This window comes from Psychrobacillus sp. FSL K6-2843, from assembly GCF_038626375.1.
GTDB classification, from domain to species: domain Bacteria; phylum Bacillota; class Bacilli; order Bacillales_A; family Planococcaceae; genus Psychrobacillus; species Psychrobacillus faecigallinarum.
In genome coordinates, this window is sequence record NZ_CP152021.1 from 3774406 (window position 1) to 3798482 (window position 24077).

The 24077-nt window shown below is 36.9% G+C and carries 21 protein-coding genes and 1 other annotated feature; of the genes, 12 read left to right on the forward strand and 9 right to left on the reverse strand.

Translation table 11 applies throughout. The annotated features are described in order from the left end of the window. Positions 1-140: 140 nt before the first annotated feature. The 7 genes from MKY94_RS19140 to fabI form a co-directional block, all read right to left on the reverse strand. On the reverse strand, positions 141-350 hold the full coding sequence (locus MKY94_RS19140; RefSeq protein ID WP_151112292.1) for a hypothetical protein: 210 nt from the start codon (positions 348-350) through the stop codon (positions 141-143). Next, positions 343-477: a hypothetical protein gene (locus MKY94_RS19145; protein ID WP_342577615.1), complete on the reverse strand. Its 135-nt coding sequence runs from the start codon at positions 475-477 to the stop codon at positions 343-345. Before MKY94_RS19145 ends, MKY94_RS19140 begins: the two co-directional genes overlap by 8 nt. A 48-nt stretch (positions 478-525) precedes the next feature. Then, positions 526-1719: a threonine--tRNA ligase gene (gene thrS, locus MKY94_RS19150; RefSeq protein WP_342577616.1), complete on the reverse strand. Its 1194-nt coding sequence runs from the start codon at positions 1717-1719 to the stop codon at positions 526-528. 319 nt (positions 1720-2038) lie between these two features. Next, positions 2039-2260, reverse strand: a binding site (T-box leader). A 57-nt stretch (positions 2261-2317) separates the two neighbouring features. Further along, positions 2318-2863: a GNAT family N-acetyltransferase gene (locus MKY94_RS19155; RefSeq protein WP_340863877.1), complete on the reverse strand. Its 546-nt coding sequence runs from the start codon at positions 2861-2863 to the stop codon at positions 2318-2320. Positions 2864-2883: 20 nt separating this feature from the next. After that, entirely contained in the window at positions 2884-4224 is a 1341-nt protein-coding gene (locus MKY94_RS19160) for a CoA-disulfide reductase (protein WP_144539299.1), read from the reverse strand. A 213-nt stretch (positions 4225-4437) separates the two neighbouring features. After that, on the reverse strand, positions 4438-6471 hold the full coding sequence (locus tag MKY94_RS19165) for a catalase (protein ID WP_342577617.1): 2034 nt from the start codon (positions 6469-6471) through the stop codon (positions 4438-4440). Between the two features lie 333 nt (positions 6472-6804). Then, positions 6805-7584 (reverse strand): enoyl-ACP reductase FabI, encoded by a 780-nt coding sequence (gene fabI, locus MKY94_RS19170; RefSeq protein WP_144539295.1) that lies wholly within the window; start codon positions 7582-7584, stop codon positions 6805-6807. 148 nt (positions 7585-7732) lie between these two features. On the opposite strand from fabI, the gene MKY94_RS19175 reads away from it, so the two are divergent. From MKY94_RS19175 to MKY94_RS19210, 8 genes are all read left to right on the forward strand, one after another. Beyond that, positions 7733-8416, forward strand: coding sequence for a response regulator transcription factor (locus MKY94_RS19175; RefSeq protein WP_191697539.1), 684 nt, complete (start codon positions 7733-7735; stop codon positions 8414-8416). Next, the gene (locus tag MKY94_RS19180) at positions 8409-9638 is read left to right on the forward strand and encodes an ATP-binding protein (RefSeq protein ID WP_191697540.1); all 1230 of its coding nucleotides are present in this window, start codon (positions 8409-8411) and stop codon (positions 9636-9638) included. Before MKY94_RS19175 ends, MKY94_RS19180 begins: the two co-directional genes overlap by 8 nt. Before the next feature lie 134 nt (positions 9639-9772). Further along, complete coding sequence (locus tag MKY94_RS19185) at positions 9773-10450, forward strand: polyphosphate polymerase domain-containing protein (protein WP_340863879.1); 678 nt, start codon at positions 9773-9775, stop codon at positions 10448-10450. 29 nt (positions 10451-10479) lie between these two features. Further along, positions 10480-11169 carry a DUF4956 domain-containing protein gene (locus MKY94_RS19190; RefSeq protein WP_144539287.1) on the forward strand — a complete coding sequence of 230 codons (690 nt, stop codon included), beginning with the start codon at positions 10480-10482 and terminating at the stop codon, positions 11167-11169. Between the two features lie 15 nt (positions 11170-11184). Beyond that, positions 11185-13122: a CotH kinase family protein gene (locus tag MKY94_RS19195; protein ID WP_342577618.1), complete on the forward strand. Its 1938-nt coding sequence runs from the start codon at positions 11185-11187 to the stop codon at positions 13120-13122. A gap of 318 nt (positions 13123-13440) precedes the next feature. Further along, on the forward strand, positions 13441-13731 hold the full coding sequence (locus tag MKY94_RS19200) for a hypothetical protein (protein ID WP_342577619.1): 291 nt from the start codon (positions 13441-13443) through the stop codon (positions 13729-13731). A gap of 90 nt (positions 13732-13821) precedes the next feature. Next, entirely contained in the window at positions 13822-14592 is a 771-nt protein-coding gene (locus MKY94_RS19205; protein WP_144539281.1) for a gluconate 2-dehydrogenase subunit 3 family protein, read from the forward strand. Between the two features lie 19 nt (positions 14593-14611). Next, positions 14612-16327 carry a GMC family oxidoreductase gene (locus MKY94_RS19210; protein ID WP_144539279.1) on the forward strand — a complete coding sequence of 572 codons (1716 nt, stop codon included), beginning with the start codon at positions 14612-14614 and terminating at the stop codon, positions 16325-16327. Between the two features lie 84 nt (positions 16328-16411). Here the strand turns inward: MKY94_RS19210 and MKY94_RS19215 are convergent, their stop codons facing one another. Further along, positions 16412-17320: a MerR family transcriptional regulator gene (locus MKY94_RS19215; RefSeq protein WP_225216103.1), complete on the reverse strand. Its 909-nt coding sequence runs from the start codon at positions 17318-17320 to the stop codon at positions 16412-16414. A gap of 318 nt (positions 17321-17638) precedes the next feature. Here MKY94_RS19215 and MKY94_RS19220 point away from each other — a divergent pair, with 318 nt between their 5' ends. From MKY94_RS19220 to MKY94_RS19235, 4 genes are all read left to right on the forward strand, one after another. Beyond that, the gene (locus tag MKY94_RS19220) at positions 17639-18937 is read left to right on the forward strand and encodes a globin-coupled sensor protein (RefSeq protein WP_191697543.1); all 1299 of its coding nucleotides are present in this window, start codon (positions 17639-17641) and stop codon (positions 18935-18937) included. A 23-nt stretch (positions 18938-18960) separates the two neighbouring features. Next, on the forward strand, positions 18961-20031 hold the full coding sequence (locus MKY94_RS19225) for an ABC transporter permease (RefSeq protein ID WP_151112274.1): 1071 nt from the start codon (positions 18961-18963) through the stop codon (positions 20029-20031). A gap of 4 nt (positions 20032-20035) precedes the next feature. After that, positions 20036-20743 (forward strand): ABC transporter ATP-binding protein, encoded by a 708-nt coding sequence (locus tag MKY94_RS19230; protein WP_144539275.1) that lies wholly within the window; start codon positions 20036-20038, stop codon positions 20741-20743. A 390-nt stretch (positions 20744-21133) separates the two neighbouring features. Further along, positions 21134-22312 (forward strand): aminotransferase class I/II-fold pyridoxal phosphate-dependent enzyme, encoded by a 1179-nt coding sequence (locus tag MKY94_RS19235; protein WP_144539274.1) that lies wholly within the window; start codon positions 21134-21136, stop codon positions 22310-22312. A 50-nt stretch (positions 22313-22362) separates the two neighbouring features. Here MKY94_RS19235 and MKY94_RS19240 read toward each other — a convergent pair whose 3' ends face one another. Next, the gene (locus MKY94_RS19240; RefSeq protein ID WP_151112272.1) at positions 22363-24036 is read right to left on the reverse strand and encodes a diguanylate cyclase; all 1674 of its coding nucleotides are present in this window, start codon (positions 24034-24036) and stop codon (positions 22363-22365) included. Positions 24037-24077 lie beyond the last annotated feature (41 nt).

Sequence of the window (24077 nt, forward strand, 5' to 3'; positions counted from 1 at the left end):
TTTAAAATCCTTTTCTCTGCGAAACTTGGGAGCTTAACTGCTCTAGGTGACCCCGTTTACGACAATCCCCACGGTTTTTACGACAATCTGGCCATGCTTTACGACAATAACGCGGCAGTTTACTACAATCTACGCATTTCTCACTCGTTTTGACCCCGTTTACGACAATCCTCACTATTATTACTACAATCTAGACATGCTTTACGACAATGTCGCGGTAGTTTACTACAATCCACGCATTTCTCACTCGTATTCACCAGATTTACGACAATCTCCACGGTTTTTACGACAATCCCGCCATGCTTTACGACAATGCCGCGGTAGTTTACTACAATCCACGCATTACTCATTCGTTTTGACCCCGTTTACGACAATCCCCACGGTTTTTACGACAATCTGGCCATGCTTTACGACAATGTAGCGGTAGTTTACTACAATCCACGCATTTCTCACTCGTTTTGACCAGATTTGCGACAATCCTCACTCTTTTTACTACAGCTTACTCGCTTTGACCAACTTCGCGATTTATTGTCCTAGCTGCTGTTCAATAAAAGCTTCCACTTTCATTTCACCAAGACTTCCAGCTTTATGCTTCCTAACGGAAACAATCTGCTTCTCCATTTCTTGGTCTCCGATAATCAGCATGTAAGGATGCTTTTGCATTGCCGCCTCTCTTATTTTTAGTCCTATTTTTTCTACACGGTCATCTATCTCCACTCGGTATCCCTTCTGCTCTAGCTGTTGCTTTACATCTTCTGCATAAGCGACATGTGCATCTGCAATGGGTAAGACTTTTACTTGTACTGGTGCTAGCCAGAGAGGGAAACTGCCTTGAAAGTGTTCTAATAAAATAGCCATAAAACGTTCTATAGAGCCATAGATGGCACGATGAATCATGATAGGCTGACGCAATTGGTTATTCTCATCGACATACTGACAATTGAATTTTTCAGGCATTTGAAAATCAAGTTGTACTGTTCCACACTGCCAACTTCGTCCAAGCGAATCAAGTATATGAAAGTCGATCTTAGGACCATAAAAGGCTCCATCTCCTTCGTTTACTTGATAATCGACTTGTTTGCTTTTTAGTACAGATTCTAGTGCTTCTTCTGCCTGATCCCATGCCTCTACGGAGCCCATAAAATCTTCCGGACGAGTCGATAGCTCTACCTTATAGCTAAAGCCAAACTCCTTATAGAATTCATCTACTAGATCTAACACCTTAGCAAGCTCACTCTCAATCTGATCTTCCAGAACAAATAAATGTGCATCATCCTGAGTAAATGCTCTAACACGTAATAGTCCATTCAGTGACCCTGAAAGCTCATGGCGATGTACTAATCCTAGCTCAGCATATCGTATAGGCAGCTCTCGATACCCTCTTCTTTTACTATTAAAAATTAATACTGCTCCAGGACAATTCATTGGCTTTATAGCATATTTTTGTTCATCTACATCTGCAAAATACATATTTTCATGGTAATGGTCCCAGTGACCTGATTTTTCCCAGAGTTCCTGCTTCATCATAATAGGAGTTTTTATCTCCTGGTAGCCTGTTCGCTGATGCTTCTCTCTCCAAATTTTTTCAAGCTCATTTCGTAAAATCATTCCTTTCGGCAAATAAAATGGCATACCCGGCGCTTCCTCCATGGACATAAATAATTCTAATTGCTGACCCAATTTTTGGTGACTTAATCTTTCCTCTGCTTTTACTGACATAATAAATTCCTCCTATTTTTTAAATAAAATCAAAAAGACCACACCCGTCCCGGTCAAGGGACGTATGTGGTCGTGGTTCCACCCTATTTTGTCGTACTTAATAAAAATACGACTCTCATAAAAGATAACGGTTTCCCGATTACGGATACTAGCAGTAATAGCGTTCCCCCTAATAGCTCTAAGGTGGTAAACCATTCTACTTTCTCGCAGGGCTTTCAGCCGGTGACCCTGCTCTCTAAATAGAAAATATTGAATGATTCGTGTCCTTTTCACAGCTCAAATATAAAATTACTCATGCAAAAAACCACACCCGTCCTGGTAAAGGGACGAGTGTGGTCGTGGTTCCACCCTAATTTTGCAATTCTTAAAGTGAATTGCCTCAAAATGAAGATAACGGTTCCCCGATTATGGATACTTACTGTTCACCATAATAGCTCCAAGGTGGTAAATCATTCGTTTTTCCTACAGGGATTTCAGCCGACGACCCTGCTCTCTAATAAGAAATTATCTAAATGACTCATGTCCTTTTCTTTGCCTAAAAAAGTTAAATTGATTTTTAATAGTATATTCAACAAGTTTTGAATAGTCAACTATTTTTTTAAACCATACTTCTACCCATTACAACGGTATGATAATATTCCCCTTCAGCTAGCATTTTATCGTTTTTTAAAATTCCTTCTACTTCGAAACCATATTTTTGATATAGGGCAATTGCCTTCTCGTTCGTATGTAATACGCTTAACGCAATCTTTTTAATATCATTGGCATCTGCCCAAGCAATAGATTCCTTTAAAAAATTTGTTCCAATTCTTAATCCCCAGTATTCTTTCAAGACGCAGACTCCAAATTCTACTTTATGGGCAAATCGTTTTAAATCGCTTCCCTCACACCTTGAGAATCCAACAATCTGATGATTCACTTCAGCTACTAAAAAAAGATTTTTATCAGATTGGGAATCATTTTCTATTAATTCTTTAAATCCTTCTTTATCTATAAACGCTTCCCCTTGTTCTCTATCTAGGTTTTGTGTTTCTCCATCTATTTGCAGCCTTACCTTAGACAGTTGGTCGGCATCTAATTGACTCGCAGATCTGACTGTATAGGAGATACCCCTAATATTAAATCCCTTTGACTCTATTAGCATTTCCTGTTTCCCACTTTTCTTTATTTATTCTTATCAAAATTCCTTTTAGCCAGCTGCTGTATAGGATCCCAAACCCCGTTAAACGGAGGGGCATACGCTAAGTCCAAATCTAATAAGTCAGGAAGCTTCATGCTATGGTATAGCGCAGTAGCTAAAACATCGGTACGCTTATCTACCCCATGTCCACCCACGATCTGTCCACCTAGAAGCAACTGATCTTCTTTACGATAAAGCAATTTAATCGTCATTAACTCTTTACCAGGATAATACCCTGCAATATCTGTTGCCTCCAGCGTACTTGTTTCAAAGGGAATGTCTAATTCCTTTACTTCTTTTTCTGATAGTCCTGTTCTACCAATTGACAATTCGAAGAACTTCATAATAGAGGTGCCGACAATACCTTTAAAAGGTATTTTATTACCAACCATATTGAACCCAGCTAGTCTGCCTTGTTTATTGGCAGTAGTACCCAAAGGGATATAATCGTTTTTTTGTTTGATACGATTATAATGTGTAGCACAATCACCTGCAGCGTATATATATGGGATGCTTGTTTCCATATATTCGTTTACGATAATAGCTCCATTTGAAAGAGTTTCTATTCCCGTATTCTTTAGGAAAAAGGTTGAAGGTTTTATTCCAATTGCTATCAACACTAAATCTGTCGAATAAGTCCCTTTGTCAGTCACTACAGATTGTACTCGTCCCTTCCCAGTAAATGATCGAACTTCCTCATTTAGTTTAAGCTCCACTTGTTTTTCCTTTGCTTTTTGATGTAGCATATCTGCCATCTCAGGATCAAGGATTGGCATTAACTGTTCTCCTCGTTGGATAATTCGAACCTCTTTACCAATTTCCTTTATATTTTCTGCCATTTCTAAGCCGATATATCCTCCACCTATGATGGTTACATGTTCTACTTCTTTTAAATCGGCTATTAACGCCTCCGTTTGAGGAATTGTTTTAAACGTATGTATCCCATCTAATTGTGTACCCTCCCAGTCAGGTACAACTGAACTAGCCCCTGTAGCTACTAATAGACGATCATATTTAATCTCAAAGCTTTCTCCGCTTCCTAAGACATTACCAGTAACTGTTTGGTTTACAGGGTTTACTTTGGTCACTTCATGTCCAATTTTTGCATCTATCTTGTATTTGGTCCGGAACATCTCCACACTGCGTGCTATAACATCTGTTGTTGAAAACACCTTTTTACCAACAACGTAAGGTAACCCACATTGACCGTACGAATAAATATTTCCTTTTTCAAGTGTGGTAATTTGAGCGTCTGGATCATTACGGACAATCTCCATAGCAGCACTCATCCCCGCTGCATCCCCACCAATGATTACATAATGCATACACTTTTCCTCCTTTTAGTACCTCTAGTACTTCTCTTTTCAATAATGGTATTCCTTCTTATGTAAGCAATGCCCTTATATACGCCATTTAAATACAAAATTTTATGTATTTCTCTTTTTTTTAGTAAAGTGAAATGTAATTTATTTTAAAAAGGTATGCCCTTTATCATCGGACATACCTTTTCATTAATTACTATTGTTACTATAACTTTATTAAACAGCTCGATCCCAGAAGCGGTGTTTCGCCACTGCATCAATGAAAGTGTCAACAAAATGTGTTTTGTCATTTGCAAATACACCAATTTGACCTACAAGTCCCATCTCTTCTAAAATTTCGTCTCCACTAAAAGTAGATCCAATAGGTTTATAGTGTGTAAATGCCTCTTGTACAAACAACATAGCATTCTTCTTAAACGTTGGAGTTTTTCCATCTCCACTAGCCACATAAATTGCGTCAAATAAAACAGAATCCTCGGTTAAGAATGTATGATCGACAGGTAAGCTTGTACCATTTGCTCCCGTCACACTGCCATGATGATCACTAACAATTAGCGGGAGAGCTCCTTTTGCTTTTAAGCCATCTATAATGCTCAATAGCTCCTCATCGAAGCCATCGCCTACTAGTATAGCTATTTTTCTAGTATCTGGCTTCATCACTGTATTTAGCTGGCTTAACGCTGGCGAGGATTTAGTTACTGTATTGGCAGCTGTCCCTTGAACAACCATACCAAGATTTTCTGCTACCTTGCTCGCCATTTCTAAATCTACATGAGCAAACATTTCTAATACTTGCGCACGTACAGACTTCTCTACACATTTACCAAGTTCAAAGCTAAATGCATCAATGATGTGTTCCTTTTCAGGTTGACTCATACTATTCCAGAACATCGTTGCCTGAGAGAAATGATCCTTAAAGCTTTCACTACGAGCTCTTACTTTGTGTGCATCTATTTTTTCTTGATAGTGTGTATATCCACCTTTGGCCTCACTAACTGGTGTTGGAGTATTGTTAGCTAATGAGTTTTTATGATAGCTAACTTGTCCTACGTTTATCGTTTGTCGACCATATCCATCTCGCTGATTATTATGGAACGGACAAACTGGACGGTTAATAGGTAGCTCGTGGAAATTAGGTCCCCCTAGTCTGATAAGCTGTGTATCTGTGTAAGAGAACAATCTTCCTTGTAAAAGAGGGTCATTTGTAAAATCAATTCCTGGCACAACATTACCAGGGTGGAATGCAACCTGTTCCGTTTCTGCAAATACATTATCTACATTACGATTTAATGTCATTTTCCCAATTCTCTTAACCGGCACATCCTCCTCCGGCCAAATTTTAGTAGGGTCTAATATATCAAAATCAAAGGCAAACTCGTCCTCTTCTGCAATAATTTGTACACCGAACTCGTATTCTGGATAGTCACCCATTTCTATAGATTGATAGAGGTCACGGCGGTGGAAATCCGGATCCTTACCATTAATTTTTTGGGCTTCATCCCATACTACTGAGTGAGTTCCTAGCAATGGCTTCCAATGGAATTTTACAAAATGAGCTTTTCCTTCTTCATTTACGAATCGGAAAGTATGTACGCCAAAACCTTCCATCATACGATAACTACGTGGAATTGCTCGGTCCGACATTGCCCACATAATCATATGTGCAGATTCCTGATTGTTCGCTATAAAATCCCAAAATGTATCATGTGCTGTAGCCGCTTGAGGCATCTCGTTATGAGGCTCTGGCTTCATGGCATGAACTAGATCCGGGAACTTAATAGCGTCTTGGATGAAGAAGACAGGAATATTATTGGCTACTAAATCGTAGTTTCCTTCTTCAGTATAGAACTTGGTTGAGAACCCTCGAGCATCACGTGCTAGCTCACCAGAGCCACGGGATCCTGCTACTGTCGAAAACCTTACAAATACAGGGGTCTTAGAGCCAGGTGTTTGTAAGAACTTCGCTTTTGTATAAGGCTTCATAGATTCATATAGTTCAAATTCTCCATGAGCACCGTACCCTCTTGCATGCACAATTCGCTCTGGGATTCGTTCATGATCAAAGTGTGTCATTTTTTCTCTAAAATGAAAGTCCTCCATAAGAGTAGGACCACGCTCACCAGCTTTTAAAGAAAATTCGTCCTCTGAAACTTTTAAACCATGATTAGTTGTCATAGCTTTGTCTTTATCTACAACACGAAATTGTTCTAATTGTTCATTCTTACTATTTTCATTTATCTTTTTGTCCAAGTTTACTCCTCCTCTTATCTAATTCGACTCTATTAGTATAAATACCCGAAATTGTATGTTAGAAAACTTCTTTTTTATAATCTTTATTAATAAGTAATAACTTTATAAGTTTTAAATTTTTATGAAATTTCGCTAGCCATCGACTTTTAAGCTATTCTCTCTCCCCGATTTCTAGCAATGATGGCGGCTTATGGCTCACCCGCTAAAAAGCGTTCGTCTAAAGCGGAAATCAGCTATTATGAGTTTACTTTTTTTATCGAGGGCAATGTGAGAGAATCTGGACAAATAAAAAAACTGTAGTTGAATAATACCAACTACAGTTCAATAAATTATTTATCCCATAATATTATATCCAGAATCTACGTACACAATTTCCCCTGTGACACCTCTAGATAGGTTGCTAAGAAGAGCCACTGTCATATCGCCAACTTCTTCTTGTGTTACATTTCTTTGTAAAGGAGCAGTTTCTTCTATTTTGTGTAAAATTGTGTTGAAGGAAGATATACCTTTTGCTGCTAAAGTTCGAATTGCCCCTGCCGAAATCGCATTGACTCGAACATTTTGCTTACCTAAATCTAGTGCAAGATATTTTACCGAAGCCTCTAATGATGCTTTAGCTATCCCCATAACGTTGTATCCTTCTAAAACACGTTCTGCTCCTAAGTATGTCATCGTTACAATTGATCCACCCTCTGTCATAAAAGGCGCTGCTTCTCTTGCTGCAGCTATTAAGGAATACGCACTAGTGTCTTGCGCAAAAGCATAACCCTCTCTAGACGTTTTAATGAAATCATCCTTTAAATCTTCCGCATGGGCGAATGCAACAGAGTGTACAACCCCATGAATGACTCCTACTTCCTTGCCTATCATTTCGAATGCTGACTTAACACTTTCATCACTATTAACATCGCATTCTACTACTAGCTTAGCTTCCAAGTCGTTAGCACTTAATAATTTTTGAATTTTACCTAACGATCTCTCTTTACGATAAGTAAAAATAACATTAGCCCCTACTTCATATAAGGATTTTGCAACTCCCCAAGCGAGACTTCGCTCATTTGCCACACCCATTACGACAATGTTTTTATTTTTTAATTGTATTAAGTCCTTCATAAGAACCTCCCGTTTTCACCTGTTATTAGTACCTGTTACTAACTTTAATCATACCATACGCAGCTAATTTTGTACTATGGATTTTGTTTTTTTGTCGGAGTGGTTTATTATTATTTTCATAAAGATATCGGACGTAGGAGGATATAACTTGAAGTTATTAATAATTGAGGACGATATTCGTTTGGCCGAAAGTATTCGAGACTTAGTGAGTGACACCTTTGAAGTCCGTATGGCTCACAACGGTGAAGATGGTTTGTTCATGGCTGAGCAAGGAATCGAAGATGTTCTTATTTTGGATATCATGATGCCCGATATGAACGGCTATGAAGTATTAGCAGCTCTGAGAGAAAAAAACATTCTGACTCCCGTTCTTATGCTTACTGCGAAGGATGGAATCTCCGATAAGGTCAAGGGCTTTCATCTTGGTGCAGATGATTATTTGGTTAAACCCTTTCATAGGGATGAACTACTGGTCAGACTGAATGCTCTTGTTAGAAGATCTAATAAACAAGTCAGAGACCACACCCTTTCTTTTCAGGATTTACAATTAAATTTAATAAATAAGATGACCTCCATTAATGGAGAGTCTGTGCAACTAAACGGTCGTCAATTTGATGTACTGGAGTTTTTAGTAAAGAACCAGGGAACCATTGTGACAAAGGAACAATTATTCGACCGAGTGTGGGGCTTCGATTCAGAGACATCTCAAACGGTAGTAGAGGTTTATGTTAGCCACATTAGAAAAAAACTTAAGCCTTTTGGTTATGATCAATACTTTAAAACCTTTCGGGGCCTTGGATATATGTTAAGTATTGGTGAAAAAAATGTATAGAAAAAACATACTGAAGAAACAACAAAATAAATTAGTGTTACTTAATTTTATTGCATTCAGTCTAATCTTCTCCATTTTTTCTTTCATCATTTATCAGCTAGTCGAAGAGACATTGTATTCCTCCGTAGACAATGAATTATTACGAGCCAAAGAGATGAGTGAACGTCCAAACAACAGAATGCCAGTTCCATTCAACCCACGAATGATTGTGCTGCTTCGAGATGCAGAAGGCGCAATATTAAATGAGGAACAAATTGGGACAAGGTTTATCAATGAATTTTCTGAGGACCTCCCTTTCTCTCTTGAGACTATAGAGACGATACAGACAACAAAATTAGCAAATGACTATGTGTTTCGTTCCTTAATGTATCCAAATAGTAATGGAAGCTATACTGAATTATTAATAAGTGTGGAAGCTGAACAAAGTATAGTTAATAACTTTATAAAGATTCTATTTATCTGTACAATCATTTTTGTTTTACTTTCGATAACAGCAAGTTATTTTTTAGCCAAAAGATCGATGAACCCCATTATTAATTCTTGGGGCAAGCAATCTGAGTTTGTAGAGAATGCCTCCCATGAGCTTCGTACACCTTTAACTATTGTACAAAGCAAGTTGGAGCACCTGCTAACTAAGCCTGAAGATACAATTATGAATCAATTTGAAAGTATTGGCCTAAGCTTATCGGAGATTCGCAGGATGAATATAATGACCACCCATCTCCTCACTTTAGCTAGAGCAGATTCGTTGGAGCAGCAACTACAAAAAGAGACAGTAAACTTAGGTAATTTAGTTAATGAAGTTATTCATCCCTTCTACGAATTAGCAGAGCTAGAACAAAAAGAAATTATTACCCAAATACACAGCAAACGAACAATTTCTATTGATAAAAACCGAATTCATCAACTTCTTGTCATTCTTTTAGACAATGCCCTTAAGTACACAAGACCGCAAGACAAGATTCACGTGGTATTAAGAGAAGATCCAGAGTACCTAACCATAGATGTGAGTGATACGGGTATTGGTATAAGGGAAGAAAATATAAAGCGAGTGTTTGATCGGTTTTACAGAGAGGATAAAGCTAGAATTAAGGAAACAGGTGGCACCGGACTAGGATTATCTATCGCACAATGGATAGTAGAAAGTCATAACGGTACAATTAGAGTTTCTTCCAAACCATCTAGCGGAACTACCTTTCAAGTAAAGCTTCCATATAAATAATTTTTACGCCTCAAATTCAAAATAAGAATTTGAGGCTTTTTTTTATATGAAATTATTTAGATTTTAAAACTAGTTTAAGGTTTCTTTAAGGTTTGCTTTTTATACTTTGTACAGATAGGAAAGGAGGATGACATATGAACGGTAGACATGAATTGAAGCATGAAATGACAAAGGCAGATTGCTATCTCCTTAAACATAAACTCCAGCATGTCATGTCTAAGGATTCACATGCGGGACCAGATGGAAAGTACTTCATTCGAAGCATCTATTTTGATAATTTTTCAAATAAGATTCTTACAGAGAAGAAGGAGGGCTTTTACCGAAGACAGAAATTCAGAGTAAGGTTGTACAACCATAAATTCGATTACTTAAATTTAGAAAAAAAATCGAAGATCAATAACATGACATATAAAGAAAAATGCCAAATCACCCCTGAAGAGTATGAAAGAATCCGTCTTGGTGACATCGATTGGTTGCAAGCAGATGAACGAAAATTATTGAACGAGCTTCATCTACATATGACGCTTTATCAAATAAGACCAGTCAGTATCATTGATTACACGAGGGAAGTCTTCATTAAAGAAGAAGGCAACGTCCGTATTACATTTGACAGTGATGTAAAAACAAGTTTTCATAACACGGACCTATTAAATCCCCATACACCAATGATAGACGTGTTAGATTATGGAACAGTCATAGTCGAGGTTAAATATGATGGATTCTTGCCGGATGTTATAAAAAAATTACTACAGGTTAGTGATAGACAGGCTAGTGCTTTTTCTAAATACCAATTAGGCCGAATGTTTGGCTAATTTATTATTTAATAACGGAGGAAATTGAAATGAATAATAATACAACTACATTTTCAGATATTTTCAAGTCTAGCTTTTTAGACCAAACTGCTAGTTTTTCACTTGTCGATTCCTTGATAGGATTGCTCGTTTCGTTTGTCATTGGATTGTTTATATATGTTATCTACAAAAAAACATTTTCAGGCGTCATTTACTCTCACTCTTTTAATATTGCATTGATTGCCATCACAATGATTACTTCTCTTATCATTATGGGTATTTCCACAAATGTCCTATTGTCTCTTGGTATGGTTGGGGCTTTATCAATTGTTCGTTTTCGTACGCCAATTAAGGACCCAATGGATTTAATATATCTTTTCTGGGCAATTGTTGTAGGAATTTTATGTGGTGCAGGCTTTATCCCACTTGTTATTTTAGGCTCTGTCTTGATTGGAGTCGTGTTAGTATTGTTTGTCAATAAGATATCTATTGAAGACCCATACTTATTAGTAGTAAAGTACGACAATATTCATACAGAAAAGACATTAGAAAAATTAGTTGGCAATTTATCGAAAAAGCATTCTGTAAAATCTAAGTCAGCTGTTGGAAAGCAATACTTTGAAATAACATATGAGGTTCAGTTGAAAAAAGAAGAACAAAATATCGTTAATATCATTGCAGATGTAGAAGGAGTTTCTTCTGCTGTAATGCTTAGCTATGATGGCAATTTCACAGCATAAAAAGGAGGATACAACATGAAGAAATCACATGTATTCTTAGTGTTTATCATCCTAATATGCCTCTTTCTAAGCTTTCTATATTTATATCCGAAATTAGGATTGGAGTCTGCTGATAGAGGTTATCAATACATGAATACAGTTTTCAATCAGGAACAAGTCACTAACGTTGACATAGAAATGGCTGACAGTGATTTTGATTCAATGATTGAAAATGCATCGGATGAAGAAATATTCGAGGCAAACGTCACTGTTAATGGGACTACTGTAAATAACGTAGGGATTCGTACGAAAGGAAATCTATCACTTCGTTCCGTCGTACAAATGGATGATTCCGAAAGATATAGCTTTAAGATTGATTTCGATTACTATGACAGCACGAAAAGCTTAGACGGATTAAAAAAATTAAATTTAAATAATAATTACAGTGACGCATCGCAAATGCGTGAATACATGTCCTATAAATTAATGGAGCAATTTGGAATCGTCACTCCAGGCTACTCCTACATGTACGTCTCCATCAATGGTGAAGAGCGAGGGCTATACCTCGGAGTTGAGGCAATAGAAGAAACATTCCTAGCACGTAATTTCGATAAAGGCTCAGACTCCTTATACAAACCTGATGGTACAGGAAGCGACCTTCAGTATATTTCGGAGAACTATGAGGATTATTCTGGCATCGGGGCAAAGACATCTATTAGCGATCAGGATGAGAAAGAGTTTCTGAAATTTATCAGTGCTATTAATGAGGAAGGTTCCAACTTAGGATCCGTATTAGATATCGATGAGATGCTTCGATACTTTGCTGCCAATACAGCCCTTGTTAATATGGATAGCTACCAAGGAAATATGAAGCACAACTACTATCTATACGAAGAGGAAGGGATTTTCTCTATATTGCCTTGGGATTATAATATGTCCTTTGGAGGCTTTGGTGCTGGAGGAGCCCCTGGTGGTGGCGGAAAAACTGGATTCCTGGGTCAAGGAAATGAACGAGCGGAAGCTGACGAAAACCACTCCTCTCTCGCTGTCGCCCCCGAAACAAATGAAGCTACTCTACCACAAGATGCAGAAGACACAAACTCAAACCTGGAGAATAGACAACAAAATCGTGGACAAATGGGCATGGGAATGATGGGTGGTAATGCTGTTTCAGAAGAAAACATTAACTTAAGCATTTATGAGCCCGTTAGCGGAGTTACAATGGAGGATCGTCCTCTTGTTAATGCGCTTCTAAATGATGAAGAGAACATTACTATATATGAAGATTATTTAAATGAGATAGCAACTACCTTTTTAGACAAGGATTCATTTACTTCTATGGTAGATGAAATTCATACAATGATTAAACCATACGTAGAGAAAGATCCCACAGCTTTTTTCAGCGTGGATGAATTCGAGGAAGACGTATATGGTGAAACAGGAATTATAGAATTTGCAAGCCAAAGAAGTGATTCTATATTAGCTCAGCTATCAGGTGAATTAGTCGTTCAAAATAACACCACCTCTCTTGAACAAGCTAATCCTTCCGAGGAAGGAAATCTAGCATCCGAAGGAATGGAGCCTCCTAATGGCGAGCAAATGCCAGAAGGTTTTGAAGCATCCGAAGGAATGGAGCCTCCTAATGGCGAGCAAATGCCAGAAGGTTTTGAAGCGTCGGAAGGAATGGAGCCTCCTAATGGTGGGCAAATGCCAGAAGGTTTGGAAGCACCGGAGGGGATGGATCCTCCTAATGGTGGGCAAATGCCAGAAGGTTTTGAAGCGCCGGAGGGGATGGAGCCTCCTAATGGTGGGCAAAAGTCTAATAATGCTATGTCTGGATTTAGTCGAGAAGGATTTTCGGAGAGCCGGTCAACAGGCTACTCCAAAACATTTGTAATAACTTCCCTAGCCGGAATTGTTATACTCTTAGCTTTAATCTTTATAGTAATTCGCTTTAAACGTAGAAGATCATAACTAAAATAAAGTTTCTCTCGAATTTGGAGAGAAACTTTATTTATTATATAAGAATAATAAAAAAGCATACAAACCGATGAAAATAGGTAAATACTTATATTTATATTCATGCCCTCCTCTCTATTAATAATATCTTTCCTCTATTCAATAACATTTTAATATTAGGATTGTTTATTACTAGTCCCCCTCTATAAACCGCTATACTATGCCAATATAACCAATTAATTATTTTTTCGGAATATAAAAACTTTTTAAAATGAGTAGATTTTATGACAAATAAGAGTAAAATTGAGGACGGTTATTTTTTTAGATTATTAAGTGATAATTTTTATAAAAGAAAGAGGAAAAGATGTGTCAGCTTACAATTTAGCAGAATTAAAAATGTTAAACCAAGTACTTTTTGCATTATTTATAGTAGCAGATTTAGCACTTGCTTTATTTTTCTATAACTCTTCATTTCCTTGGTTTGCTTTACTAGGCTCTGGAGTCGGGCTAGCAATTATAGTTCTTTGTTGGACTGGTAAAAAACATGGATATTTTATAGGTTCCCTTTTAGTGTTTACAGTTTTATTTTCGTTAGTATACAACTGGAGTAATCTTATTCACTAATGAAAGTAGTTAACAAATTTTTTTATCCAGATATTTACTTAAGTAAATAGTTACATGAATTTTCAATCATTTTATGTTGGAGGTATTTATATGTCAGAACAGGAAACAAAAAATCAATTTCTAGAAAAACGTTCTTCTAGACGTAAATTTATAAAGAATTCAGGATTAACAGTAGGTGGAGTAGTTTTAGGTGGTGCTCTTGGGAGTCTATTAGGAAAAGACTCCACTGAAGTAACTAAAGAATCTCATGTTGCATCTAAATCTTCTACAAACTACAATCAAGCACTTATGTATTTTGATCAAGCTCAATTCGCTACAATCGAAGCGGCGACAGAACAAATCTTCCCAAAAACGGATGCAGGCCCTGGAGCAAAAGAATTACTGGTTACTTACTACATCGATCATCAGTTGGCGGGAAACTGGGGACTTAACGCTAAGGAATACATGAGCGGTCCTTTCTATCCTGCGGAGGCTACAGCTTTATTTGGACATCAAACTCACTTAAACAGACAACAAATATTTGACTTAGGTATTGAAGCATTAAATGCAGAAGCAAAAAAACAATATGATAAAAAATTTGCTGAGGTTAGTGATGAAGAGCAAATAGCTATTCTAACAGCTATGGAAGCTGGAGAAATTACTTTAAATGGCGCAGTTAGTTCTAGTTATTTCTTTAAACTACTGAAAAGTGCAACCATCGAGGGTGTTTATTCAGATCCTTTATACGGCGGAAACAAGGATATGCAAGGCTGGAAAATGAAAAACTTCCCTGGCCATCAAATGAGCTATACAGACATTATTGAAAAAGAAGAGTTCGTCACTTTCGAACCTAAGAGTTTAAATTCACAACACAATCATTAATTTAAGGGAGTAAATAATTATGGCTAAAAAATTACCAAAAACAGATATAGTTTTAGTTGGAGTCGGCTGGACTGGAGGTATAGTCGCTGCCGAATTAACTAAAAAAGGTTACAAGGTAGTAGGTTTAGAACGAGGAAAATCTCGTTCTACCGAAGACTATATGATGGTGCATGATGAGTTAAGATATCAACAAAGAAATGAAATGATGCAAGACCTTTCGAAGGAAACTGTAACAGTACGTCATAATCCTTCACAAAGAGCATTGCCTTATCGCCAACACGGTTCATTTTTAATCGGTGATGGTGTGGGTGGTTCCGGGGAACACTGGAATGGTTTAACTTACCGTTTCTTTCCATATGACTTCGAAATTTATACAAAAACGGTTGAACGTTACGGAAAAGATAAAATACCTGCAGATATGCCACTTCAAGACTGGGGGATCACTTATGATGAGCTAGTACCATATTTTGAGAAGTTCGAGGCAATGGCAGGTATTTCAGGTGAAGAAAATCCACATCCAGATGTTCCAAAGGTAAAATATCCAACTGTACCATTAAAAGAAACACCATCTATGAAAATGTTCAGAGAAGCTGCAAAGGGATTAGGATATCATCCTTATATTGCACCAGCTGCCACTCTTTCTGAAAGCTATACTAATCCTGATGGAATATCACGTGGCGCTTGTCAGTATTGTGGTTTCTGCGAAAGATTCGGATGTGAGTATGGATCTAAAGCATCTCCTGTAGTAACAGTGTTACCAGTAGCAAAAGAAACTGGTAATTTTGAAGTCCGTACGTTCTCTGTTGTTCGTCGAGTACTTCATACGAACGGAAAAGCAACTGGAGTATTATACGTTGATACCCGCACTGGAGAAGAGTATATACAAGAGGCTGATGTAGTCGTGGTTTCTGCATATGCACTAAACAACATTAAAATCTTATTGAACTCTAAACTTGGTCGTCCTTACAATCCTGAAACTGGTACTGGAGTTATTGGAAAAAACTATGCATACCAAATGACTTCTGCTGCTTCTACTGGTTTCTTTAAAGATAGAGAATTTAACCTTTATGCAGGTACAGGTTCACTTGCTGGGGTAATAGACGATTTCAATGGCGATAATTTTGACCACACTGATTTGGACTTCATTCATGGCGGTAACATTGCACTAGGACATTATGGTAAACGTCCTATTTCAAATAATACTGTACCAAAAGATACTCCAGGCTGGGGTAAAGAATATAAAGACGCGAGTATTTTCTGGGCAAATCGCAGTTTATCAGTAGGTTCCCAAGGTTCTGTAATGCCTCATAAAGATAACTATATTGACTTGGATCCAACTTATAAGGATGCATTTGGTGATCCACTTATTCGTATGACGTTTAACTATCATGATAATGAAAAAAATCAGCAAAAATATATTAAAGAAGTAACAGCTAAGATTCTTGAAGAAATGGGAGCAGAAATGATTTCAGTTCCTGGAGATCAAGGAGATTGGGATACTACCAAATATCAAACTACGCACAACACTGGCGGAGTAATTATGGGCGCAAATCCTGAGACAAGTGCCCTAAACAACTACCTACAAATGTGGGATTGTGAAAATGTCTTCGTACCAGGGGCATCCGCATTCCCTCATAACTCAGGAATGAACCCTACAGGTACAGTCGGAGCATTAGCTTACCGTACAGCAGAAGGTATTGAAAAATATTTAAAAACAGGCGGATTATTAGTCTAATAATATAATATTTTTTTCTTAATAGAATTAGCCAACAACTTAAAAAGCTACTTGTTTTCCCTTATAGGAAAGCAAGTAGCTTTTTTAATTAATCACTTCTTCTAGTGAATTGGCTAAGCTTATATTTTTAAGATTTTTGCAGGCAAAATATTGCATAGAGCCTGGACCACCTATATAAAATTTAGTTTCCTTATGCTGTTCAGCAAACTGATCCAAACTTGCTAGTAATTTAGGATTTCGTTCAAAGGGAATGCTTGTCGAAGCAGACATTAATACTTTTTGTGGCTTTAGCTTCTCAACCATCGACTCAATTGCTCCAGGTGCAGGGGATGCGCCTATTAATACAGACTTCCACCCCTTCATCATAAATTGTAACAACAAAATATGAACGGGTATTTCATGTGTTTCATGAGGAAGACAGCAACCTAACACTAGAGGCGCATCATCCCTGTAATGAAAATTACGACGAATTTGTACTAGAAAATCGCGGACCATCATACTAGAGACAGCTTCCTGGTATTCATCCCATTCTTCCTTTTCCCAACGATTTCCCACTTCATGGAGAAAGGGCAATACGACCTTATTCAAAAAGTTATCTAATCCATAATGAAAGTACGCTTGCTGTAAAGCATAATTAAGTTCTATCTCGTCACAAGCAGTCCCGTGCTCTAACAGCTTAAAAACGAAATCATTAAACTCCGGATAAGATTCTTCCTGTGCAAAGGGTAGCTCACTTTCCATTTGAACTATCTCATCTTCCTCCAAAACCTGTGCCACAGCTTGCTTTAATGAGTATCCCTTTTCTGATAAAGTCTTAACTTTTAATAGTTTTTTTACATCCTCTTCACTGTAAATCCGATAACCGTTGTCTAAACGTTCAGGCTGTATAAGTTCATAGCGCTCTTCCCATTTCCGGATAACTTGCTTAGACAAACCTGTAACATTGGACACCTGCTGAATATTATAATTCCCACTTGGGCGAGATTGCATCATTCATATTCATCCTTTCAGCCTCATTATAAAAGCTGCTATTGCTCATTATAGCTAACCAACAGTATAACATTCAACCGTTAACATTATACAACAATTCTACGAAAAAGAAAATTCCTTCCGTATTTATTGTATAAACACCATTATACAATAGCTTTTTATATAAGCCTTTTATCTCCTACAAGAATTATTTTTTGTATAACTTTTAATAAAATAAATTATACAAACATTTGACAAAGAGTGTACTTCCTGTTAATAATAGGTGTATAAGATAACCCACTTACACTCATACATTAAAGTTGTTCACAAGGAGAGATTAAATTGGTATTACCTTTTACAAGAAAACGAGTTAAAGAACCAGAGGATAAAACAACTTTAAAAGAACCGGTTATACAACTGGATCGTTATCCAGAATTACAGAAGCAAATGAAACTTATTGGATTGACGACAGAAGACTTAAGGCAAATTATTACGTTTCAGCCATATGTGGAAAAGGGTATTAACGATATTGTCTCTGTTTTTTATCAGCAAGTCCTTTCAGTTCCTTCCTTACGAAAAATTATTGAAGATAGAACTCAAGTTGATCGTTTAAAGAAAACCGTTGGTAGTTATATTATTGAAATGTTTAGTGGTGAATTCACCGAGAATACCATTGAGAGAAAACGAAAACTTGCTCAAATGCACTTCAAAATTGGATTAGAGCCTAAATGGTACATGGGAACCTTCCACCAAATCCAATCTATTATCATTTCTTTAGTAAACGAGGAAATAAAAGTGCTTGATGAGAAAGAAAAAACTTCACTTACTATTTCCAAGCTCATTAACTTAGAAATGCAAATTGTTCTAGAGGAATATGAAAAAGAAAATGTGAAGCTGCGCCAGCAACAGTATGACATTGTTAAAACAGAGTTGAAAAGCAAAATTTCCTCTATAAGTGAAGACTTAGCAAACTTAACTGAGGAGACCACCACTTCTATTGAACACGTAGAATCGAATACATCTAGAATTCGTGAAAGTGTTCAGGCTAATATAGATAGCGTAAAACAAATTCAGTCAGACGCTAATGATGGCAACAAGCTAATAGAGCTTCTTCAAACTCAAATGGAGCTTGTCACTGGTAATACAGAAGAAATGGCTATGATTATTGGAGATTTAAAACAATCCTCCGATGAAATTTTTCAAATTGTCGGCTTAGTAAAGCAAATAGCTGAACAAACAAATCTTCTTGCATTAAACGCCTCTATTGAGGCCGCACGTGCCGGTGAGCATGGAAAAGGCTTTGCCGTTGTAGCACAAGAGGTAAAAAAACTAGCAGAGCAATCCAAAAGTTCTGTAGAAGAAATTACATACCTTGTTCAAACCTCTACTAAGCTAACAAACAAAGCGGTTTCTACCATTTCTGATATGGAAAAGAGCGTTGAATTAGGATTGGAAAGCTCAATGGATACTAACCGTAAATTCAACAAAATTCTTCTATCAATAGATGAAAATAATAACCATATAGACCAAGTAGAAATACAAGTCTCTAACCTCGTACAAGTTATTAGAGACATATCAAACGATACAAAGACAGTTGCCGTTACTGCAGACAGTCTCTATCAAACAGCAGTACAGCTTTAAAAATTTAGATAGGAAGTGAAAGAATGTTTTTAGCATGGAATGAAATTAAAAAAAATAAACTACGCTTTTTCCTAATCGTAGGTGTCCTAATGCTAGTTGCATATCTTGTGTTTTTTCTTTCAGGTCTCGCTACTGGATTAGCAAACCTGAATAGAGAGGCAGTAGATAAATGGAATGCAACAGCCATTGTATTAACCGAAGAATCGGATAAAAGTCTTCCTCAATCATTTATTAGCACTGAAGAGCTAGATAATATTGAAGCAAAAGATAAGGCAATTCTGGGACAAATAAGTGCTATCGCAACAAATGGGGATACTAAACAAAATGTATCTATATTCGGCATAGATAAGGAAGAGTTTCTAATGCCCAGCGTTAGCGAAGGAGAAGAATTCTCCAGCGAAAATGAAGTAGTAGCAAGCGACAATTTAAAAGATGAGGGATTTAAAATTGGGGATGAACTAGAGCTGTCCTCTTCTGATGAAACATTAACTATAGTCGGCTTTACAGAAAGCTCTCGCTTTAATGGGGCACCCGTACTTTATGGTGAGCTAGCAACTTTTCATAAAGTAAAATTTGGAGAAGCTGCTGAAGCCAATGAAGATAAGATTAATGGGGTAGTTGTTTCAGACGACAGTCTGTCCTCTATTGAAACTTCCAACAAAGATTTACAAGTTACTGAAATTGAAAACTTTATTGAGAATCTGCCTGGTTATACCGAGCAGTCACTTACCTTAAACTTTATGATTTATTTTCTATTTGGTATTTCCTCTGTAATCGTTGCAATTTTCTTGTACGTATTAACAGTACAAAAAATAAGTATGTTTGGTGTAATGAAGGCACAAGGAATTTCGAATGGTTATCTATCTGTATCAGTAATTGCTCAAACCTTCCTCCTAGCATTCATAGGGGTTCTTGTAGGGTTTGGATTAACAATTTTAACAGGACAGTTTTTACCAAGTGCAGTTCCTGTTTCCTTTGATTTGACAACAATGTTAATCTACGGAGCAGTATTAATTGTTGTTGCAATTTTAGGGGCAGTGTTTTCAGTGTTAACCATTGTAAAAATAGATCCACTAAAAGCGATTGGAGGATAAGAAAATGGCAATTTTAAAGTTAGATAAAGTAAAGAAAACATTTGGTTCCGGCCATAAACAGGTAGATGCTTTAAAGGAAACAGATTTTGTAGCAGACAAAGGAGAACTGATTGCAGTTATAGGTCCTTCCGGTTCAGGCAAGAGTACTTTCCTTACAATTGCCGGGGGCCTGCAATCCCCTTCTAGCGGAGAAATTATAGTAAACAATCAAAACCTTTCTAATCTAAATGAAAAAAAACGTTCCAAGGTCCGACTTAGGGAGATAGGCTTTATCCTCCAAGCCTCCAATCTAGTCCCGTTCCTTACAGTAGATAAACAAATGAAGCTGCTCGATAATGTTAAAAAGGACAATATGACAAAAGAAGAGCTAGAGGCTTTATATGAAAACCTAGGAATTACGGAATTACGAAAAAAATATCCTTCAGATCTATCTGGAGGAGAACGTCAGCGAGTTGCTATTGCCAAGGCGCTTTATAGCAAGCCTTCTATACTATTAGCTGATGAACCAACAGCTTCTTTAGATTCTGACCGTGCCTACGAAGTCATGAAGCTATTAAAAAAAGAAACAGAAAACAATGGTACTACTACTATAGTGGTTACCCATGACACTCGTTTGATCGAATACTGTGATAAAGTATATGTTATGACAGATGGTGTATTAGAGGAAAAGAGCAAGAAAGAGGTAGAAAAAACAGATCCTCTTTCTCACTAGCTTATCCGATATGGAAAAAAGAGGACTGTGGTTAAACCACAGTCCTCTTTTTAGAAAAATTGTGCTATATTCTTTTAAAATTTACATCCTTCCTCTCTAAATAAAATAAGTAAAATGTAGTGGCATTTTGGATGGGTAGACATAGAAGCTTATAACTTTGGTTTCTTCTAGTATAAAATGATTGTTAGGCGAATATTAGATTTAATTGTCTAGTTATCAATCTGCTTAATTCGACAATATACCTTACTTGAGTAACAACACATCCTATTTAAGCAAAAACCTTTATTCCGTAACAGTAGTTTTTCAATATTTTTTCACAATATTAATATAATTTGTGTTATGATGATACATAAAAATTTATTAATTGTTTGTAAGGGAGTGCGCTTATTAATGAATATCCAACCGTCTACTAAAATGTCCTTATTTGAGCCCGCGATTTTTGGAGAGTTAAAAGCAGCCGCAGCTAGGAAAAGAGATGCAGGCTTTGAGTTATATGACCTAAGCTTAGGAAGTCCCGATATACCACCAAGTGAGGCAGCTAGGAAAGTATTGTCTGACTTGAGCTACTCAGCTGATTCTTATGGATATACATTAAGTGGCACTAAACGTTTTTATGAGGCAGTAGCTAATTACTATGAACGTCGCTATAACGTTTTACTAGATCCAACTACAGATATTGTTCAAACAATGGGCTCTCAAGAAGGTTTAGTGCACCTCCCCCTTGCCTTTTGCAATGAGGGAGATATTATTCTTACGACTAACCCCGGTTATGTGGCATATGACGCTGGTATCAAACTAGCAGGAGCAGTGCCTTACTATATGGATTTGTTAGAAGAGAATGACTATTTACCTGATTTAGGAGCAATTCCTACAGAAATTGCTCAAAAAGCCAAGCTTATGATATTAAATTTACCTGGAAATCCAGTCCCCGCTATGCCAAACAAGGAATTTTTCCGCCAGGTAGTTGCTTTTGCTAACACTTATAATGTCATTATTCTACATGATGCAGCATACTCTGAATTTTACTTTACTGGCGACTCTCCTAGCAGCTTCCTTTCTACACCTGGGGCTCTTGAAGTAGGTATGGAGATTAACTCCCTATCTAAAAGCTTTAGTCTAGCAGGGACTCGCATTGCTTATATAGCAGGAAATACTAAGATGATTGAGATTATGAAGCAATTAAAATCTAATCTTGATTTTGGGATTTACGGCCCAATTCAGGAAGCAGGAATTGTGGCATTAGATCACGCAGAGGAAATTACCGACGCTTTACGAAAAACATTTTCAGAGAGACACAAGGTTCTAATGGATGGTTTAAAGAATCTCGGTTGGACAGTAGCTCCCTCTAATGGTGGAATGTTTGTCTGGGCCAAGTACCCTTACGAAATAGATGATAAGGAATTCGTATTTGAAGTCATCGCTCAAACTGGGGTAGTAATGGTACCCGGGACAGTCTTTGGATCAGCTGGAGCAGGCTACGTTCGAGTAGCATTAGTACAAGATACAGAAATACTTAAAAAAGCTGTCGAACAATTAAAGAAATTACATTTTCCTTCATTAGTTCGATAACATTCTTATTATTACAAAAAAACCATCGACACTTTGCTGTCGATGGTTTTTTAGTAAGAAGTACTTTCGTTAATATAATACATATTTTTCCCTGCTTTTTTAGCTGTGTACATTGCGTCATCTACCATTTTAAGTAAAGAGGAAGCTGTAAAAGTAGCTTCTTTAATATGTACCACACCAATGCTACTCGTTATAGAAATGAGTGACCCTTCTATTAACCAGGGTTCTTTTATAGCTTTTTGAATTCGTTTTACCTTTTCTATAATTAGTGGGATTTCCTTAATATTCGGTAGCAAGATGATGAACTCATCTCCCCCTAATCGTGCAACAAAGTCTGAATCGTCTAGGGAGTATTTTAGACGTTTTGCAAATTCATGAATCACTTCGTCCCCTGTCTCATGCCCAAACGTATCATTAATATACTTAAAGTTATCAATATCTAGCATGACGACCGCAAACTCTTCTAATCCTGCTTTTATCTTAGCCAGCGCCTCAGATAACTGATTCCTAAAGAATCGCCTGTTGGGAAGGCTTGTTAAAGAATCATGGTACGCAAAGTATTCTAACTGACTTTCATTCTCTTTTTGCAAAGAAATATCACGAGCTATTAGCACCATATGTCGAAAGTTATGAAAAGCATCGTAGACTGGATTACCATTAATTTCAGTCCATATCCATCCTCTTTCCCCATGCATCCCCTTTAACTCTATAGTAAAAGAGCTTCCTTCTGAAACTGAATGCTGAAACTTCTGCTCTAGTAAGGAAACATAATCAGGATGAATATTAAAAAACGGTGCCTTTTTATCAATTTTTGTATTATCAAATCCAAAGACTTTTTTACTGGAAGGAGAAACATACAGATACTCTTTGTCATGATTCATCAAAATGACAACATCCTGTACATTTTCAGCTATTATTCGGAAATTCTTTTCACTTTGGATATACTGACCTAATAGTTTGTCTATTTCACGCATGTCTTTAACGATTGCAAATATGCCTAATATTTCTTCTCTATTTTTAATCGGTGCAAAATGGATTAAGCAGCTTATTTTTTCACCTGTTTGTTGAAGTAAGCGAATGCGATGGCTTTTTAAATCACCTGTAAAAGCCAGGCTAAATGCATCAGAAATCTTTTCTCTGTATTTGTAATCCAACAGCTCTGTGAAATTTTCACCTTTTAATTCTTTTACAGTTCTACCACTCACAGCTTGAATCATTGGATTACCATCTTGAATAACTCCTTCAAGGTCTAAAGAAAATATAGCATCTCCGTTATAGTCAAATAATGAACGGTATTCAGATTTTGTTTCTTCTAATAATTGTAGATTTTCTTCAAACTCTATCTTTACGCTTTTCTCTTCCGTAATATTTTTCGCAATTGCAACAATATGGGTACATTCATTATTAGAATTTAATATTGGAGTGAGTGTTGTTTCCGCATATCCATTTTCAGGAGAAAAATGAGGAACTCTGATCTCAAATTTAATAATCTTTTTAGTGGTATAGGCTTCGGCAAAATGATTTTCTAAGATTTCTGCAATCTCTTCAGGTAAAACTTCGCGAAAACTTTTTCCGACAGCATATTTCCCTATAATGCTATTCGCTGCATTGTTAACAAACTCATAAAGGAATCTTTGTTCTTCCTCGACCCGCATAATAAAAACTACTTCTTGAATCCCTTCTGTTAATGCTTTTACTAAAGAAAGCTTAGAAGATTCATACATTTACCACACCACCATTACAAAATATTGGTTGTCTTAATTTA